General features: G+C 44.2%; 17 protein-coding genes. 7 read left to right on the top strand and 10 right to left on the bottom strand.

The genetic code is table 11. The features are described 5' to 3' along the window. Window positions 1–221 precede the first annotated feature (221 nt). Entirely contained in the window at window positions 222–1,499 is a 1,278-nt protein-coding gene (locus tag K7R11_RS10880) for a D-alanyl-D-alanine carboxypeptidase/D-alanyl-D-alanine-endopeptidase (RefSeq protein ID WP_224490700.1), read from the bottom strand. A 242-nt stretch (window positions 1,500–1,741) separates the two neighbouring features. Between K7R11_RS10880 and K7R11_RS10875 the strand changes: the two genes are divergently transcribed. Then, window positions 1,742–1,936, top strand: a complete 195-nt coding sequence (locus tag K7R11_RS10875) for a hypothetical protein (protein ID WP_224490698.1) — start codon at window positions 1,742–1,744, stop codon at window positions 1,934–1,936. A gap of 32 nt (window positions 1,937–1,968) precedes the next feature. Here the strand turns inward: K7R11_RS10875 and K7R11_RS10870 are convergent, their stop codons facing one another. Continuing rightward, on the bottom strand, window positions 1,969–2,907 hold the full coding sequence (locus tag K7R11_RS10870) for a LysR substrate-binding domain-containing protein (protein ID WP_224490697.1): 939 nt from the start codon (window positions 2,905–2,907) through the stop codon (window positions 1,969–1,971). A 173-nt stretch (window positions 2,908–3,080) separates the two neighbouring features. Beyond that, window positions 3,081–3,509 carry a DUF2141 domain-containing protein gene (locus K7R11_RS10865; protein ID WP_224490695.1) on the bottom strand — a complete coding sequence of 143 codons (429 nt, stop codon included), beginning with the start codon at window positions 3,507–3,509 and terminating at the stop codon, window positions 3,081–3,083. Between the two features lie 325 nt (window positions 3,510–3,834). Between K7R11_RS10865 and K7R11_RS10860 the strand changes: the two genes are divergently transcribed. Then, window positions 3,835–4,467: a MarC family protein gene (locus tag K7R11_RS10860; protein WP_224490693.1), complete on the top strand. Its 633-nt coding sequence runs from the start codon at window positions 3,835–3,837 to the stop codon at window positions 4,465–4,467. Window positions 4,468–4,477: 10 nt separating this feature from the next. Continuing rightward, window positions 4,478–5,089 (top strand): trimeric intracellular cation channel family protein, encoded by a 612-nt coding sequence (locus K7R11_RS10855; RefSeq protein WP_224490691.1) that lies wholly within the window; start codon window positions 4,478–4,480, stop codon window positions 5,087–5,089. 6 nt (window positions 5,090–5,095) lie between these two features. Here the strand turns inward: K7R11_RS10855 and K7R11_RS10850 are convergent, their stop codons facing one another. Continuing rightward, window positions 5,096–5,836: a peptidylprolyl isomerase gene (locus K7R11_RS10850; protein WP_224490688.1), complete on the bottom strand. Its 741-nt coding sequence runs from the start codon at window positions 5,834–5,836 to the stop codon at window positions 5,096–5,098. Window positions 5,837–5,894: 58 nt separating this feature from the next. On the opposite strand from K7R11_RS10850, the gene K7R11_RS10845 reads away from it, so the two are divergent. Genes K7R11_RS10845 through K7R11_RS10835 form a run of 3 tightly spaced genes read left to right on the top strand, consistent with a single transcriptional unit; the run spans window position 5,895 to window position 10,161 of the window. Continuing rightward, a complete protein-coding gene (locus K7R11_RS10845; protein ID WP_317196477.1) occupies window positions 5,895–6,476 on the top strand; it encodes an NUDIX hydrolase in 582 nt (193 codons plus the stop codon). Window positions 6,477–6,524: 48 nt separating this feature from the next. Next, the gene (locus K7R11_RS10840) at window positions 6,525–7,337 is read left to right on the top strand and encodes a lysophospholipid acyltransferase family protein (RefSeq protein WP_224490685.1); all 813 of its coding nucleotides are present in this window, start codon (window positions 6,525–6,527) and stop codon (window positions 7,335–7,337) included. A gap of 31 nt (window positions 7,338–7,368) precedes the next feature. Further along, window positions 7,369–10,161, top strand: coding sequence for an alpha/beta hydrolase family protein (locus tag K7R11_RS10835; protein WP_224490683.1), 2,793 nt, complete (start codon window positions 7,369–7,371; stop codon window positions 10,159–10,161). A gap of 49 nt (window positions 10,162–10,210) precedes the next feature. On the opposite strand, the gene K7R11_RS10830 is transcribed toward K7R11_RS10835, so the two are convergent. The 4 genes from K7R11_RS10830 to K7R11_RS10815 form a co-directional block, all read right to left on the bottom strand. Then, window positions 10,211–10,825 (bottom strand): hypothetical protein, encoded by a 615-nt coding sequence (locus K7R11_RS10830; RefSeq protein ID WP_224490682.1) that lies wholly within the window; start codon window positions 10,823–10,825, stop codon window positions 10,211–10,213. Between the two features lies 1 nt (window position 10,826). Further along, complete coding sequence (locus K7R11_RS10825) at window positions 10,827–11,321, bottom strand: RNA polymerase sigma factor (RefSeq protein ID WP_224490680.1); 495 nt, start codon at window positions 11,319–11,321, stop codon at window positions 10,827–10,829. Between the two features lie 184 nt (window positions 11,322–11,505). Next, window positions 11,506–12,273, bottom strand: coding sequence for a lysoplasmalogenase (locus tag K7R11_RS10820; RefSeq protein ID WP_224490678.1), 768 nt, complete (start codon window positions 12,271–12,273; stop codon window positions 11,506–11,508). Between the two features lie 157 nt (window positions 12,274–12,430). Then, window positions 12,431–13,144, bottom strand: a complete 714-nt coding sequence (locus K7R11_RS10815; RefSeq protein ID WP_224490676.1) for a lysoplasmalogenase — start codon at window positions 13,142–13,144, stop codon at window positions 12,431–12,433. Between the two features lie 289 nt (window positions 13,145–13,433). Between K7R11_RS10815 and K7R11_RS10810 the strand changes: the two genes are divergently transcribed. Beyond that, complete coding sequence (locus K7R11_RS10810; protein ID WP_224490674.1) at window positions 13,434–13,625, top strand: hypothetical protein; 192 nt, start codon at window positions 13,434–13,436, stop codon at window positions 13,623–13,625. 158 nt (window positions 13,626–13,783) lie between these two features. Here the strand turns inward: K7R11_RS10810 and K7R11_RS10805 are convergent, their stop codons facing one another. Then, window positions 13,784–15,478 carry a glycoside hydrolase family 13 protein gene (locus K7R11_RS10805; RefSeq protein ID WP_224490672.1) on the bottom strand — a complete coding sequence of 565 codons (1,695 nt, stop codon included), beginning with the start codon at window positions 15,476–15,478 and terminating at the stop codon, window positions 13,784–13,786. Between the two features lie 26 nt (window positions 15,479–15,504). Next, window positions 15,505–16,452 carry an aldo/keto reductase gene (locus K7R11_RS10800; RefSeq protein ID WP_224490671.1) on the bottom strand — a complete coding sequence of 316 codons (948 nt, stop codon included), beginning with the start codon at window positions 16,450–16,452 and terminating at the stop codon, window positions 15,505–15,507. Window positions 16,453–16,516 lie beyond the last annotated feature (64 nt).

The raw sequence follows: 16,516 nt of genomic DNA, 5'->3' as shown, positions 1-16,516 counted from the left end.
TCAAATGTTTACTAAGAGACTGCTCAAAAAAGTGTGTCATAAGTAATAATTAAAACAATAATTTATGATCACCACGCACCACGCACCACGTATCACTCATCACGCACCACGCATCACTCATCCCTCAAACTCAAACTCAAATTCAAACTCAAACTCAAACTCAAACTCCAACTCAAACTCCAACTCCAACTCCAACTCCAACTCCAACTCACTGTCCATCCCTAATAATGATCCCTGATCCACTCCAGCACCGGAGTCATTTTAGCTTTGAGAGGCGTGCTGGATCCCATATAATGATTGTTCATAAAGCTGAAGATCAGGGTTTTTCCGGATTGGGTTTCGAGGTATCCGCTCAGGCAGTAATTGTTGCTGAGGGTACCTGTTTTAGCGTGTAGGTAGGGCTTGTCGTTTCCGTGAAAATAATTTTTAATGGTTCCCGACACCCCTCCCTCCGGGAAAAAGGCATAGAGTCTTTCGGTGCCGTAACACTGGTAGAGTTTATCCAGGACATGAACCATAGACTCCGGGGTAAACAGGTTGTACCTGGACAATCCCGATCCGTCTACCCAACGGGGCTGTTGGGCCATATCTGACAGGGGTCCGTTGAACATGAATTCAATAGCCTCGGACGGGTCGAGGGTATCGCTTATTATCCCTGACGCCTGGATGAGCAGCTGTTCGGCGATAAAATTGTCGCTGATCTTCATCATTCTCTTGTACACCGAATCGGCTGGCACCCCATAGATGGTTTCCCAGGTATCTCCGGGAGCCGATGTGCAAAGTTCCACCGGTTTTTTTACCAGGTTTTCCAGCAGAGTGCGGACGCTGCTGGTATCGGTTACAAATGGGATCTCAAGGGTATCTGCTGTGGAATTGGTGTACAGGTAAAAATGATTCTCATCTCTTTTTCGATTGAACCGGGGTTTTTCAACGCTCCATTCAAAAGGAAATACATCCGGAGTCATCCAGGGTTCTCCACCTGGGGTTTTGCCGCCCAGGACTACATTTCCATACAAGGGTAGTCCGCTTCGTTCGGCGGAATAATACGCATCAAAGTCGGCCCAGGACCATCCGGGGCCCAGGGGTGTATCCTGAAAACGGTTGTATAGGTATTTGATGTGCGGAAACTGGGCGATGAGCTCCAGGGATTTTCCCGATTTGAAATACGGATGTAACAGGGTGGGATCTCCCGTACCCCTGATGTAAATGGTATCTCCATGGGCCTGATACTGCAACTGAGGCAAAAGTTCAGGTAAGAGTTCCATTGCGGTAAACAGGGTGAATATTTTGGTGTTGCTGGCGGGAGTGAAATATTTCCCGGAGTTTTGCTGATAGAGGGTGTCCCGACTCTCCGGGTCTATAATAAAGATCCCTGTAAACTGGTTCTCAAAGTAAGGGTCGTTGAGCAGTTCCGGCAAAGCCTTCGAAAACTGGCGTTTAGGGTTTGATCCGCAGGAAATTAGCAGGAAAACACTGCAGCAGGCTAAGAAGTATCTCATAAAGATGGGTTGAAAAATATGTTATTTTATCACCGAATATAATTATTCTGCCACAATATAAAATGTTCCAAATACGTTATTAATAATACAATTGAATTGGAGGAGGCGTCTGTTATGAATTTCACAAAAAAGACAGGTTAAAATTCATTATTTCACATTTTAATTTAAAATTATTTTTAAATTTATAGCGTCAATAATTCAATTGTTATTGATCATTATACCTAACTAAATGCTTAAAGATTATGCCTAGAGCTATGTTTGAGTACACCAAAACTGTTCTTGAAAAAGTCAGTTTTGATGTGCAGCTTTTCCGCAAGGAATTGGAAAAGGCTGTAAAACGACTGTTACCCCATGAACTGGATGAGCTGAGAATCTGGCTCATGCATTACATACAGGGGAAGCCGGAACTTTCAAAATGTTTAACCTTTATTGTATAGAAAAACAAAAAAGCCGCTAAAAGCGGCTTTTTTTATTTATTGATCGGACTGATGATCTGCACATTTTGAAAGGCGATGGCTCCGCGAACGACGCCTGATATGGTTTCTTTCAGTGCATTGGTGATATGCATCTTCAATTCGCTTTTATGGTAGATGATACTTACCTCCCTGGCGGGTTTGGGATCTTTAAAGTAATGTAGGTTAGCTTTTTGCGACTCCTGAAGGTCCAGGGTATGCAAATAGGGGAGGAGGGTCATTCCCATCCCGTCGTCGGCAAGTTTCAGCATGGTTTCAAAACTTCCACTGGCCAGTTGGAAATGCTGTTCGTTGAATTCTCCTTTGGATTTACAGAGGTTAATAACGCCTTCCCGAAAACAATGCCCGTCTTCCAATAACAGGATGTCGTCCAGGTCCAGGTCTTCTACAGATATATCCCCGAGATCATTTAGCCTGTGACTTTGCGGAATATAGGCCACAAAGGGTTCGTAATACAACGGACGCTCCCGGATGTGTTCATTTTCCAACGGGGTGGCAGCAATGGCGGCATCGAGGTATCCGTCTTCCAGCATTCCGATCAGCGTGTCTGTATTACGCTCCTCAACCTTTAAATTGATCTTCGGGTACTTCCTGATGAAGTTCTTCAAAAATAAAGGTAAGAGGGTTGGCATAATGGTAGGGATAATACCAAGGCGGTATTCCCCGCCGATATATCCCTTTTCCTGATCTACAATGTCCTTGATCCGAAAGGATTCGTTTACAATATTTCGGGCCTGGTCCACGATCTTTTCCCCTACCTGGGTAAGTTGTATCGGTTTTTTACTCCGGTCAAAGATCAGGATATCCAGCTCGTCCTCCAGCTTTTGGATTTGCATGCTCAGCGTAGGCTGAGTAACAAAACTTTTTTCAGCAGCAAGAGTGAAATTCTTATGTTCTGCCACTGCCAGAACGTATTGTAATTGGGTTATGGTCATTGCGGATGCGGGTTTTATTGGCACCCCAAATTTAAGAAAGTATCACGAATTCTTATGTATTATTTATAATTGATCAATAATATTGATTATCAGCAGGTTGTTGGATAGGTGCCAGGGAAAGCCATGCTGTTGGCAGCGAACTGCCTTCGGCATGGCGTGTCCGGCCACCGGATTCAGAAACGCAGGGTAAGCTCAAGGTCTTCCCCCAGGGTGAACTTTGAACTGTCAAAATTTGGTGGCCCCGGGGTCATATCGTTATTTGAGGTCGCCCATCCTTCAAGGGGCATCCCGTTCGAATCAAAATCCATCCGGTGATTTCCGTTGGTGTCGTGCAGGGCTACCACTGCATAGGTTCCGGGTTGTACATTTTCAAACCGGAATTCGGCCTTTCCGTCACTTATGGAAGATTTCCCAGAGGCTACCGGTGCTTTTTTCATAAATCCATCTTCGTTGTACAGGGCGATCAGGGCGGTGCCTTCATCATTAACCAGGTTTTCCAATTGTACCAAGATGGTATGGCCGTCTGCTTCTTTTACGGGTTCCTGGGAGTACAGCAGGTTGGTAGTACTTAAAATGGTGAGTAAAAAGATTGCAATTTTCATAATATCGTTTTTTGATTACGCTTTCAAAATTCGGTAGTCATCCGGGGTTTCTGAAATAATAGTTTCTGAATTGTTGATTTCCGGTGACGAATCGCAGGCAGGTTTGAAAAATAATTGCAGGAGTTTTCAGGATACTGCAGCTGGGGAAAAGTAATTAGCAGGCAGGGATTTTCATTTCTGCCAGGCACTAATAATTTTGTATAGAAATGTAAGTAAATACGAATAAAACTCTGAACTTTGCGCCTGGAAGTCCCTGGATTCACAAACAAAGCGGGTTCAGAAATTCCGATATTTAAAACAATATTATTAAAGCAGATTAGTTGCTATGAACGAGCTTTTAAGTTTTGGTTTACTGGCCTTCACTTCATTTTTTACCCTGATTAATCCTCTGGGCACCATGCCGATATTTCTTACCATGACCTCTGACCTTGACAGTGATCATCGTACACGTACGGCACGAAAGGCCAGTATTACTGCCTTTATTACTATAGTGATCTTTGCTTTCACCGGACAATTGCTGTTTAAGTTTTTTGGAATTTCTGTGAATTCCTTTCGTATGGTGGGCGGGGTCATCTTCTTTCTCATGGGCATGGATATGCTCCAGGCCAGATTAGGCAAGGTGAAAGTAAAGGAGTCTGAGGTGCATACTTATATTGACGATATTTCCATTACCCCCCTGGCCATCCCGATGATCTGCGGACCAGGGGCTTTGACCAATGCCATCGTTTTGATGGAAGATGCCTCCACGGTGGGCCTTAAGGTAGTGCTCATTGGGAGCGTCCTTATAGTGATGGTGGTTACCTATCTTATCTTGTACAGTTCCAGTAAGATCATAAAACTTTTAGGGCAAACGGGTATTAATGTGATGATGCGCCTTATGGGCCTGATCGTAATGGTAATTGCTGTAGAGTTTTTCTTCAGCGGATTAAAGCCCATATTGCAGGACATTCTGAATTAACGGATAGCCTATGTTTTATTTTATTATTGAAATTTTAGGAACGGTTGCTTTCGCAATTTCAGGGGTACTTACAGCCATGCATAAGCGATTGGATCCATTTGGAATATTTATAATCGGATTTGTTACTGCCCTGGGAGGGGGGACCTTAAGGGATATGCTTCTTGGAGTTGGCCCGGTATCTTGGATGGTCAATACGACCTATATGTACGTGATTATGGGGTCTGTGGTCTTTGCAGTGAGTTTTCGGGAACAACTTCGATACCTAAGAAAATCCCTTTTCCTGTTTGATACCCTGGGTATTGGTCTGTTCACAGTAGTAGGGGTAGAGAAGGGTGTGGCAGCCGGACTTACTCCGATCATGTGTATCACTCTTGGTACGATAACGGCATCGTTCGGCGGGGTGATCCGGGATATCCTCTGTAATGAGATCCCTATTATTTTCCGTAAAGAGATTTATGCCACCGCCTGTATTTCCGGGGGTATCTTTTATTTCATCCTGCAGCAGTTTCCATTGCGGGACGAGGTGGTATTTGCCCTGCCTATTGCAGTGGTTATCCTGATCCGGTTGTTAGCGGTGCGATTTAAATTATCCCTACCCTCCCTATACCATCCGGAGAACTAAACGTGATCACCGGAGTATTCTGACCGAATCAATCACCACGTTGCGCATGGGCCATTCGCCATCGTCTGTGGGAACATTATTAATGGCATCCACTACATCCATACCTGAGATCACCTTTCCGAATGCAGTATAATTACCGTCGAGATGATAAGACCCCGGATCGGTAACCACAATAAAGAATTCGTAAGGAGATGCCAGTTTATGCGGATTATCTACATTGTCACTACTAGGCATGGAGATCGTGCCACGGTGGTGCTTAAATCCTTTTTTGGTGTCCGGGGGTAAAAGATAGGACCCGATCTTACTTCTTTTCTCGGCAGTGGTAATGAGGTCGGTATTTCCGCCCTGGATGATAAAGTTTTTTACCACGCGATGGAAATAGGTATGGTCGAAATACCGTTTTTTAGCCAGGTAAATGAAATTAGCCCGGTGGTAGGGGGTTTCCTCGTACAGGTCCAGGTCAAAATTTCCTTTGTTGGTATATATTCTAACCTTATCTTCTTTGTGCTCTTTTTGATATTCAAAGAAAAAAGGGATGGCATTTTCTTCCGTTAGCAGGAATTTTTCTTCTTCCTCTTTTTTCTTTTTTTCTTCCAATAATGCCTTTTCCCTGGCGGTTTTCAGGCTGTCTTCCACGTGTTTTGCCCTTTCGGCCTGTTGCTGTTGTTGTTTGGCCTCCTGGTTGCCGCATGCAGTTAACAGAATAAGTAGTAATATTGTAATGGGACGAAAGCACGTATGACTCATGAAATTTGAAGAATTTTATAATTTGATCCCAAAAATAAAAAATCTGCCCTTGCCCGGCATGGATTCTCACCATAAAATGATTCCTCCCAGCCGGATCAGGCATGTGCGGGAAGCCTATTTAAAATCGGCTAAACCCCGTCAGGCCGCTGTACTCAATCTTTTTTATCCGGGAGAAGACCGGGAAACAAGGCTTTTACTTATCCTGAGAAAATCTTATAAAGGCGTACACTCCAACCAGGTGGGTTTTCCCGGCGGTAAGGTGGAGCGTTCCGACCGGGATCTTGAAGATACCGCGCTCCGGGAAACCCACGAAGAGGTGGGCGTGCATCCGGAAAAAGTGAATATCATCCGTTCCTTATCCGAAGTGTATATTCCACCGAGCAATTTTATGGTATATCCTTATATGGGGTATTCGGAAGAAAGATTGCGTTTCATAAGACAGGAGACCGAGGTAGAGCGGCTAATAGAGGTGCGATTGGAGGAGTTTTTATCGGATAAGGCCATGTTTTATCAACGCCTGGATACTTCCTATGCTGCGGATATCGAAGTACCTGCATTTCGTTTGAATGACTACACGGTTTGGGGCGCCACAGCTATGATCTTAAGTGAGGTGAAAGAATTACTGAATACCCGGTATTAATGAGCAGATTTTGTAATTTTGTTAATTCATCAAAATAACCCACCGTAAATGCCGCTTTTGAAAAAGAATCCTTTTGGGCACATCCTACTCATAAAAAAATGGTTGATCCAGGTCGCAGGATTGATGACCCACAGACGTTATCGCGGATTTAACGAACTCCAGATAGAAGGTTCAGAACTCATTAATACCCTACCCGACAGGGGCGTGCTTTTCGTCTCTAATCACCAGACCTATTTCGCCGATGTGGTGGCTATGTTTCACGTATTCAACGCCAGTCTTAATGGGCGTGTAGACAGTATAAGGAATGTTGGATATCTCCGACGTCCGAAGCTTAATATTTACTATATCGCTGCCAGGGAAACCATGCATAGTGGCTTCCTTCCCAAGGTTATGGCCTATGCAGGAGCGATTTCGGTGGAAAGAACCTGGAGAGAAAAAGGAAAGGATATCAAACGGGAAGTGAACCCTCACGATACCGAAAATATCGGGATAGCCCTGGAAGACGGATGGGTGATCACTTTTCCGCAGGGAACTACAAAACCCTGGAAGCCGATACGAAAAGGTACGGCACATATTATTAAAGAATATAAGCCGATAGTTGTGCCTATCGTGATCGATGGATTCAGAAGGTCTTTTGATAAAAAAGGACTGAGGATCAAAAAAAAGGGCATTCTTCAATCCATGGTCATCAAGGAGCCCCTGCATATCGATTATGATAATGAAACTGTGGATGAGATCGTGGAGAAAATAGAATACGCTATCGAGCAACATCCATCTTTTCTGAAGGTAATTCCGGAGGAAGCACTCACCGAGATGGAGGAGCTTAATGAGGCCCGGCGGTGGTCTAACCGTCCCAGATAATTTCGAATCTTTTTAACCAATCTTACTTTATATGAAAAACACGTATGTATTCCTGTTAGGACTTCTCCTTTCAGGAGTGGGGCTGTATGGGCAAAAAAGGAGCCTGACCCCGGCAGATTTTGATCAATGGAAGACCATTGAAGGTGCGAAGCTCGCACCAAACGGGCGTTACCTGAGTTACGAGTTGCAGCCAGGGATGGGCGATAACAGTCTTATCATTAAAGATCTGCAAAACGGGAGAACAGATACCATACCCAGAGGTACTAAAGTTCGGTTCAGCGGGGATGGCAGCTATATTGCCTTTAGTATACAACCCCAGATCGCCCTTAGAAGAACAGAGGAAACCGGGGAAGTCGACAGGAAAAAGCGACAGGAAGATTCCCTGGGAATCTACATCCTGGAAACAGGACGCTTAATAAAATTTCCTTCCAATCACGGGTACAGTATGCCGGAAAAGGGGAGCAGCTGGTTGGCGTATAAGACCCTGGTAAATACGGCATCAGAGCAGGGCAATAGTGCTTTGGCACTTAAAGACAGCCTGGATTCCGGCGATGCCTTAAAGGAAGTTAAAAAAGACACCTTGCTTTTAGCCTTAAATCCGCTTAAAGGAGATAGTCTAGCCTTTTCCGGGATTAAAGAATACCACTGGGCGAAAAAGGCTGATGTTCTTCTCATGAGAAGCGAGGTAAAGGACAGTGCAGGCGTACAATCTCACCTGCTTACATTTAAGCCCGAAGCCATGTCGGCAGACACCGTATTTTCCAGAATGGGTGAAGTTAAAGGGATCAGTCTGGATGAAGCAGGAGCCCAACTGGCTTTTTTATATACTTCAGATACTACCAAGGTAAAATCGTATGCCCTGTTTACGGGAACGGCCACAGCGATCAATGAGGTACCTGCAGATCAGATCAGGAATCTCCCTGAAGGATGGGCCATCAGCAAAAATGCCAATCCATTTTTTTCTGAAAACGGAAAAAAACTATTCTTTGGAACCGCCTACCCGGAAAGTGAAACGGTCAGGGATACCCTTTTAAGCAGGGAGCGGGCCAAGCTTGATATCTGGGCATGGACCGATAAGCAGCTTCAGCCAATGCAGTTGCTCAATAAAACCAAAGATGGTAAACGCACCTTCAGGGCCGTGTATCATACCGAACAAAAAACGGCGCTACAACTGGCAGACAGTACCCTTCCTGAAATTCGCGTGTTGAATCACCGAGACGCACGTTTCGCCATTGGAACAGATAATGAACCCTATGAAAGAGCCAGGTCCTGGAGCGGACTTTGGATCAGTGATTACTACATGGTGGATACCGAATCGGGTGAGCGTACGCTTCTTGCCGAAGCACAGCAGGAGGTAGAAATTGGTCCTGATGAGCGGTATGCGATCGTGTTTGACAGAACAGACAGTATTTATTACGGGATCGAAATTGCTTCCGGAAAACGCGAACCGCTGACCAGGGACCTCGATGTGGTCTTTTACGATGAATTACATGATACCCCATCTGAGCCCCGGCCTTATGGAATTGCAGGGTGGAGTAGAAATGATGAATATGTATTTGTTTATGACCGGTTTGATATCTGGAGGCTTGATCCCTCAGGCAAAAAAAAGCCGGTAAATCTTACGGAAAATGGCAGGGCTACAAAAACTATTTACCGATACCAGGAGATGGACAGCGATGAGGATTATATTGATCTCCGGAAGGAGGTGATGCTTACCGTATTAAATGAAGAAAATAAGAAGCAGGGATTTGCCCTTACCCGATTTAATCGTGCCAAAGCGCCGGAACTGATGCTTATGGGCGATCATCAACCGGAGTTTATTGCCAAAGCCAAAGATGCAAACAGGCTTGTATTTACCCTGGAAAGCTTTACAACCTTTCCTGATCTGATGGTAAGTGCCACTGATCTGAAAAACCCCGTTAAGGTAAGTGATGCGGGAAGGCAGATGCTGGATTATAAATGGGGAGAGACCCGATTAGTAGCCTGGGAGGGGTATGATGGCACCAAATTACAGGGAATATTGTATGTGCCTGAAGGTCTTGATGCATCTGCACGTTACCCTATGGTGACCTATTTTTATGAACGTTCCTCAGACCGTATCCATAATTTTGTTCATCCCACCCCAAGCCGCTCCACCATTAATAAAGCATTTTATGTAAGCAATGACTATGTGGTATTTGTACCGGATATCGTTTACCGTGACGGGTACCCGGGACAAAGTGCTTATGATTGTATCGTGAGTGGGGTAGAGGCCATGGTGGCCAATAATCCCTTCATCGATTCAGATAAGGTGGCATTGCAGGGACAAAGCTGGGGAGGGTACCAAACGGCTTACCTGATCACCCAAACCAACAGGTTTGCAGCTGCAATGGCTGGTGCTCCGGTGAGCAATATGACCTCGGCTTATGGAGGTATCCGATGGGGTTCAGGTATGAGTCGTATGTTTCAGTATGAGCGTACCCAAAGCAGGCTGGGTGTTACGCTTTGGGATGATATGGACCTCTATATCAAAAACTCACCTCTGTTCTATGCCGACAAGGTGGAGACGCCCCTGATGATGATGCACAACGATGATGATGGAGCAGTGCCATGGTACCAGGGTATCGAATTTTTTGTGGCGCTGAGGCGACTGGATAAACCTGTCTGGATGCTTAACTATAACGGCATGCCACATAATCTTAGTGGAAGTGCCTGGGGAAACAGAAAAGACCTCTCTATTCGTATGATGCAATTCTTTGATCATTACCTGAAGGGGAAGGACGCTCCTCAATGGATGGAACGCGGCCGCCCGGCTGTAGAAAAGGGAGTAAACAAGGCGTACTAAAATACGTAAACACCAAAAAAAGGGCTTTCATTTGAAAGCCCTTTTTTTATTACTCTATCTTTTTCAGATCCTTATAATTTTTATTCAGTCTGCGCATGAGCAGCCCGTACAGCAGGAAGTAGATCAGTAATATAATGCCGATCATAAAAACCGTGATCCCTAAACTGATACCAAAAAGAATAAGATATTCGGGAAGGGTGGCCGTTGCCTGAAAGTTTTCCCATCCTCCCTTTAGGTCGACCAGGGAACTGATCATCATGACCATGGTAAGTACTCCTGCAATCACAAGATTAACGATGATATACAACCGAACCGTTTTTCGGGATCTCATAATGTTGCTTAACAGGTCTTTCACCGAAGAGGTGGAGTTCACCCTTTTGTAGTTCATGAAAAACCGGTAAATGAAATAAATGCCTACCGGTAAAACGAGCCAGGATATCCATTCTGTCAATTCCGACTGAGGCACCTGTTTCTCAAAGGAGGGGTGCCATAGAAAGGGAAGAATAATTCCGATAGCCAGTTCAAGGATGCTTATAATCAGGATCCATTTCACGGCAGAGGAGGAGCGCTTAAGGATCATCTGGTAGATATCCTCAGACTTTAACCGGGGAAGCGTTTCTTCTTCCTTCTTCCATTGTTTTTTTAAAATATCAAGTTCATCCATATCAGGGATTCAGTATTGCTCTTAATTTTGTTTTGATTCTGTTCATTTTCACTCTTGCATTTACCTCTGAAATTCCCAGGGTGTCTGAGATTTCAGCGTAGTTTTTATCTTCCAGATAAAGAAATACCAGGGCTTTTTCGATATCGTTCAATTGTTTTATGGCTTCATAGATCAGTTTCAATTGCAATTCTTCAGTATCGTCATAGTGGTCTGCCTTAATACGATAGGCGATGGGATCTATGTCGGTGGTATGTGGTCCTCTTTTTTTCTTTCTGTACAGGGTGATGGCAGTATTAAGGGCTACCCGGTACATCCAAGTGCTAAACTTGGCATCTCCCCGAAACTTCGGGTAAGCTTTCCAAAGTTGTATGGTGATCTCCTGAAAAAGATCCTTATGTGAGTGCTCATCATGGGTGTAAATCCTGCAAATTTTGTGAACAATGTTCTGGTTTTTCTCCAGTTGTTGCACAAATTGATGTTCAAGCTCACTTTTCACAAATAAGTTGGGTTGATGGTTTCCTGTAAGTAGTCTAAAATAGTAAAATGTTACACGTGCTGACCAAAATGTTTTTGATAATGGTAATCTGAAATTCGAATTTGGTTTCATAAGGGATAACAATTCGGAATACATCCATGGGTTGCCACCCTCAAAACAATTAGACGGGAAACTTGAATGCGGTTTAGCCCAGCCTGGAATCTCCGGCCTGTGGTTTTGTCTTCATCGAATTTTCCGGGGAAAGGGGAGATTTTGGAATTGCAGGCATCCCGGGAATATCTTCCGGTTCCCTGGTATTAATCAGCACCCCCTTGACAATAAGGAACTGGGAAAGGAAAAAGCTGATGATTACAATAAATTTTAAAGCAGTGCTATGGTCGATAAAATGATAGAAGGCAGCAGCAACCTGGGAGATGAAAAACAGGACCATCCCGATAAAGGTCAGGTAGAAACTGTTGTCGTTCACCACCTTATAGCGCAGAAATGCGGCCTGCATGCAATTCAGCAAGACAAAAATGTAGAAGGATGCAGGAATAAAATAATCGCCTAAGTGTTCATAAAAAACATAAAGCAAGATCATAGAAAGCACAGAAGCTATTACAATGAAGGGAATGGCTCTTTTAACTCTGAGATCTGCACAGCGATAAAAAAGGATTGTATAGAGAATATTGGCCAGCAGAAAGAAGCAAAAACCCGCTAGAAAACTATATACGGGAAGGGAATTCATCAGAAAAAGACCTCCGAGAATTATGGAAACCAAAGCGATCTGAACCTGTTTGGGATTGCAGGTATTATCTTCTTTGTGGTTTTGTCGGAAGTGAAATAAAAGCAGAAGAATCATTAAGGGTTCAAAGAAGGGCCTCCAGAACCCTTCAGGATGTGAAATAATGAGAATGAGGTCCGATATCAATAAACCGAAGTAAATGATGTAGAAGGTCAGGGAACTCATCATAGTTGATCAATAGCGATTTTCTTCTAAAGTATGTAAAAGTCTGTATATAAGCAAGTTGAATAATTCTAAATTAGAATAATTTAGAATTTTTTTGATAATTGACTAACAATTTTTCTGAATTCAAACTGCAGGAAGTACTTACATAATTTTATATGAGCTACCCGGAGACCTGTTCTGTCCAGAAACTGCGAACCAGTAATAACTGAGCCAGGGCATAGGTGAACATGATTACCTGGGGAGCGAGAAAGGTGGTAAAAGCGAACTTATTTATCGCCAGAACAGAATCGGACAAAACAAAGAAAATTCCTCCTGATAATCCGGTGTAATAGGTCCGGGAAGAAACCTTTCCTTTTCTTGTGAGCATGCTAAGCGCCATAAAAACGAGTACAGCCATATAGAGGATGACATAGGGTTTGAGCTCTTTCAAATCTTCATAGATCATCCGGAAAACAATTCCGGACCAAATGAGGATTCCCGGGAGAAAAAAGGGATGCCATACATTCTTTGAGCCTTTTTTGCAGTAGAAGGTAAGAATATAGCAAACATGGGCCATAAAAAACGAAATCAGTCCGGGGAGAAACCAGCCCTCATAATTCAAAAATCCATCTCCCAAAAAGGAAAAAATAAGCCCGAGAAGAAAGGTACGTTCCCTTCGTTTCTTTACCGGGAAGTATTGCCAGATGAAGAATGCAATAAGAGATCCTAATATGAGTGGCTTGGATATTTCCCTCAGGGATAAAAGGCCTTCACTGCTCAATACCATAATATCCAGTATTACCACAAGGCCATAGACGGGCAGAAAGGCAGTCCAGGGATTCCCTTTGTGTTCCTTTACCGGACGGGTTTGATTATTTGAAGATTGCGTTTCCATTTTTTACCGGGGATATTATTTTAAAACGATGGGCGATCTGTAGAAAATTCACGAAATAAAAATAGATCATGTAAGGTTATATAGATAATCTGTACAATGATTTTCGGTAATTATAACAAGAATTTTAGTATTTAAATCGAAAGTAATGAAGTATTTTTTTGAAAACTAGAAGATTTGACCTAATATTGAGGTTACCTAATAGCAAAATAATTTAATCCTTTTAGGCCTGAGTGAATAGCCCCTTTCAGGTTTAATAATAAGGATGCCCTGAAAACCAAAGATTTAACCTATGAAGCCTAAAATTCTTGAGTCTGTTATGGTACCTCTTGTGTGCGTACTGTATCTTTTCCTAAAAAACGATCTCGACTTTTTTGCACCGATCAACATTGTTGTATTTCTGTTTCTGGTGAGCGCCGGCTCTGTTTTTCATTACTATGTGTGGAGGGCAGTGGAGTCTCATGTATTCGGAACGAACCCGTAGTACTTCTTATCATTAGAAGATCAGAGAATTTCGGGAATACAGCGTTCCTGAAACCCGGAATGTGTCTGAAAATCAACCTGTAAAACCATTGATGTGCCAAAGGTCAGGCATTGCCATGTTCCGCTGGAAAAGGGTACATGGAAATCCCTTGGTTCCAATCATGAAAGGGCATAGATGGCCGCCTGGTAGGGAGAAAGGACGATCCGGTCTTCCGGGAGTTGGGAAGGAGCATGGTCATTGCTAATAACGAGCTGTCCCTTAACTTTTGGAATATCCTTTAAAGAGAATTCTGCAGCTTCTTCTGTGAAACTTAGTAAAACCAGGAAGGTTTTTTCCTTTCCCTTCCGGGTATAGGCGTACACCTTTTGGTTATCCTCGTCGAGGAGCTGGTATGCTCCGTAGATAAGTTCCGGATGCTCTTTACGGATCCTGATCATTTTTTTAAAGTAGTTCAATACAGAATCCGGATCTTTTTCCTGGTCGGCAACATTAATTCCCGTCCTGTAGTTGGGATTCACCTTGATCCATGGATCTCCTTGTGTGAACCCTGCATTTTCACCGGAATTCCATTGCATTGGCGTTCTGGAATTATCCCGGCTGGCATCCTTTTCATTTTCAAGGAAGGCCTGAAGGTCGTCACAATTATGAGCGGCCTTATGATATGCATTCAGGGTATTTATATCCCTGTAATCTTCTATCGAATCAAACCTTATATTGGTCATACCGATCTCTTCCCCCTGGTAAAAGAAAGGGGTACCCCGCATGCTCAAACAAAAGGTATGCAGCATGGTGGCGCTGTTTCTCCAGTATGCAGGGGTATCGTTCCCCCACCGGCTTACACTTCTGGGGAAATCGTGGTTACATAGAAAAATACTACCCCACCCTTTTTCTTCAAAAACCTGATCCCATTTGGAATGAATGGCTTTGAATTCGGTGAGCTTCCAGGGATCTTTTCGCATTTTAAAGACTTCCCCCGGTTCCCGGTCCAGGGCCAGGAGGTCAAAATGAAAGAACATGTTCAGTTCCTTTCGGTCTTCGGCAACAAAATCCAGGGCCTGATCCAGGGTTACCCCCGGGGCTTCTCCCACGGTCATAACATCGTACTGGCTTAAGACCTGCGCGTTCATCTCCTGCAGGAACTCATGAAGCCTGGGGCCGTTGGCGTAATACGCGATAAAGTCACCATCATACGATGCCGGAAGTTCCGGGTAGGACGTGTCTTTGGAAATAAATGGGATCACATCCATCCTGAATCCGTCTATTCCCTTATCGAACCAGAAACGCATCATCTCATAGATCTCCTGCCTGACCTTTGGGTTTTCCCATTTAAGGTCAGGTTGTTTGACTGAAAAGTAGTGCAGGTAATATGCGTTGGTGGTTTCATCGTACTGCCAGGCGTTGTCCTCCTGGTCAAAGTAACTCCACCGTTTTGGAGGAACACCTTTTTCTGCAGGCCACCAGTGGTAATAATCCCGAAAAGGATTGGTGCGTGATTTCCTTGACGCTTTAAACCAACGGTGTTCATCACTGCTGTGATTCACTACCAGGTCCATTATCAGGCGCATATCCCTTTGATGAATCCCTTCCAGAAGTGCGTCAAAATCATCCATACTCCCAAACTCACTCATGATGGCGCGGTAATCACTGATGTCATATCCGTTGTCATCATTGGGAGATTCGTAAACCGGGTTAAGCCAGAGCACATCTACTCCAAGGCTTTTCAGGTAGTCGAGTTTATCGGTGATTCCCCGGATGTCTCCTATACCATCGCCGTTACTGTCATTAAAACTCCTTGGATAGATCTGATATACCACACTTTCTTTCCACCATATACGTGCTGTGTTACCTTCCATGTTGTGCAATTAGAATATTGGGTGATTTACTGGTCGAACACATTCGAATAGGTATTGCCTTCCAGCTCGAAAAATGTACCATCAACATAGCGATACCCTTTATTTAAGTTTGCCAGGGCTTTCATGTCGTCCTTGTTGAGGTCGATATCCTGGCTGTTGAGGTTGTCCTGAATTCTTCCGGCATGGGTAGATTTAGGAATAACCACACAATTGCGGTGCAAATGCCAGCTTATGAGAACCTGGGCAGGGGAACAGCCTTTTTTATGGGCAATGTCCTTTACCACAGGGTTTTCCAGCAGGCTGGGTTCGTCGTTCTTCTTCATACCTTCGGGACGGTCTCCGCTGCCAAGAGGGGAGTAGGCTGTAAGCACAATGCCCCGGTCGGTACAAAAGTCAAGCAATTCCTTTTGCGCCAGGTATGGGTGCAGCTCCACCTGGTTCATCACCGGTTTAACCCGACAATTTTCCAGGAGCTCCTTTAGCTTTTTAACACTGAAATTGGAGACTCCTATACTTTTGCAAAGGCCTTTTTCCATGGCCTCTTCCATGGCTTCCCAGGTTTCCTGAATAGGCGCCTGCTCAAGAGATAGAAAATCTTCTGCCCTGGAGGCGTTTACGACATCGGGTTTGAAGGCTACCGGCCAGTGTATCAGGTAGAGATCTAGGTATTCCAGCTGCAGGTCTTTCAGGGTTTGCTCCAGTGCCGGAATAACGTCTGCTTTCCTGTGGGCATTATTCCAAAGTTTTGAGGTAATCCAGAGGTCTTCCCTTTTAACCAGACCTTGTTTGAAAACCTTGCTCAGTGCTGCACCAATTTCCTTTTCATTCCCGTAGATCGCGGCACAGTCAATATGGCGGTAACCTGCAGCTATGGCCGTCTCCACTGCTTTTCCTACTTCTCCAGGGGCAGATTTCCAGGTGCCAAGTCCTATGGCGGGGATGGCCAAATCGTTATTCAGGCTAATTGTTTTCATATGCTATTTTCTTCAGATTTTTGATCAAGTAAGGATGCCTGAAGTTAAGAAAAAATGAGACGAA

This window comes from Robertkochia flava (genome assembly GCF_020166515.1).
In the GTDB taxonomy this organism is placed as follows: Bacteria; Bacteroidota; Bacteroidia; order Flavobacteriales; family Flavobacteriaceae; genus Robertkochia; species Robertkochia flava.
Note: the sequence above shows the minus strand (reverse complement) of the source record. Positions and strands in the feature narration are given on the sequence as shown.

Bases quoted from the DNA above. Each gene is read 5' to 3' on its own strand.
- K7R11_RS10865 (WP_224490695.1), bottom strand. From the start codon at position 3,509: ATGAAAATTGCAATCTTTTTACTCACCATTTTAAGTACTACCAACCTG.
- K7R11_RS10830 (WP_224490682.1), bottom strand. From the start codon at position 10,825: ATGGATGAACTTGATATTTTAAAAAAACAATGGAAGAAGGAAGAAGAA.
- K7R11_RS10880 (WP_224490700.1), bottom strand. From the start codon at position 1,499: ATGAGATACTTCTTAGCCTGCTGCAGTGTTTTCCTGCTAATTTCCTGC.
- K7R11_RS10835 (WP_224490683.1), top strand. From the start codon at position 7,369: ATGAAAAACACGTATGTATTCCTGTTAGGACTTCTCCTTTCAGGAGTG.
- K7R11_RS10875 (WP_224490698.1), top strand. From the start codon at position 1,742: ATGCCTAGAGCTATGTTTGAGTACACCAAAACTGTTCTTGAAAAAGTC.
- K7R11_RS10800 (WP_224490671.1), bottom strand. From the start codon at position 16,452: ATGAAAACAATTAGCCTGAATAACGATTTGGCCATCCCCGCCATAGGA.
- K7R11_RS10820 (WP_224490678.1), bottom strand. From the start codon at position 12,273: ATGATGAGTTCCCTGACCTTCTACATCATTTACTTCGGTTTATTGATA.
- K7R11_RS10850 (WP_224490688.1), bottom strand. From the start codon at position 5,836: ATGAGTCATACGTGCTTTCGTCCCATTACAATATTACTACTTATTCTG.
- K7R11_RS10815 (WP_224490676.1), bottom strand. From the start codon at position 13,144: ATGGAAACGCAATCTTCAAATAATCAAACCCGTCCGGTAAAGGAACAC.
- K7R11_RS10840 (WP_224490685.1), top strand. From the start codon at position 6,525: ATGCCGCTTTTGAAAAAGAATCCTTTTGGGCACATCCTACTCATAAAA.
- K7R11_RS10860 (WP_224490693.1), top strand. From the start codon at position 3,835: ATGAACGAGCTTTTAAGTTTTGGTTTACTGGCCTTCACTTCATTTTTT.
- K7R11_RS10870 (WP_224490697.1), bottom strand. From the start codon at position 2,907: ATGACCATAACCCAATTACAATACGTTCTGGCAGTGGCAGAACATAAG.
- K7R11_RS10810 (WP_224490674.1), top strand. From the start codon at position 13,434: ATGAAGCCTAAAATTCTTGAGTCTGTTATGGTACCTCTTGTGTGCGTA.
- K7R11_RS10805 (WP_224490672.1), bottom strand. From the start codon at position 15,478: ATGGAAGGTAACACAGCACGTATATGGTGGAAAGAAAGTGTGGTATAT.
- K7R11_RS10845 (WP_317196477.1), top strand. From the start codon at position 5,895: ATGGATTCTCACCATAAAATGATTCCTCCCAGCCGGATCAGGCATGTG.
- K7R11_RS10855 (WP_224490691.1), top strand. From the start codon at position 4,478: ATGTTTTATTTTATTATTGAAATTTTAGGAACGGTTGCTTTCGCAATT.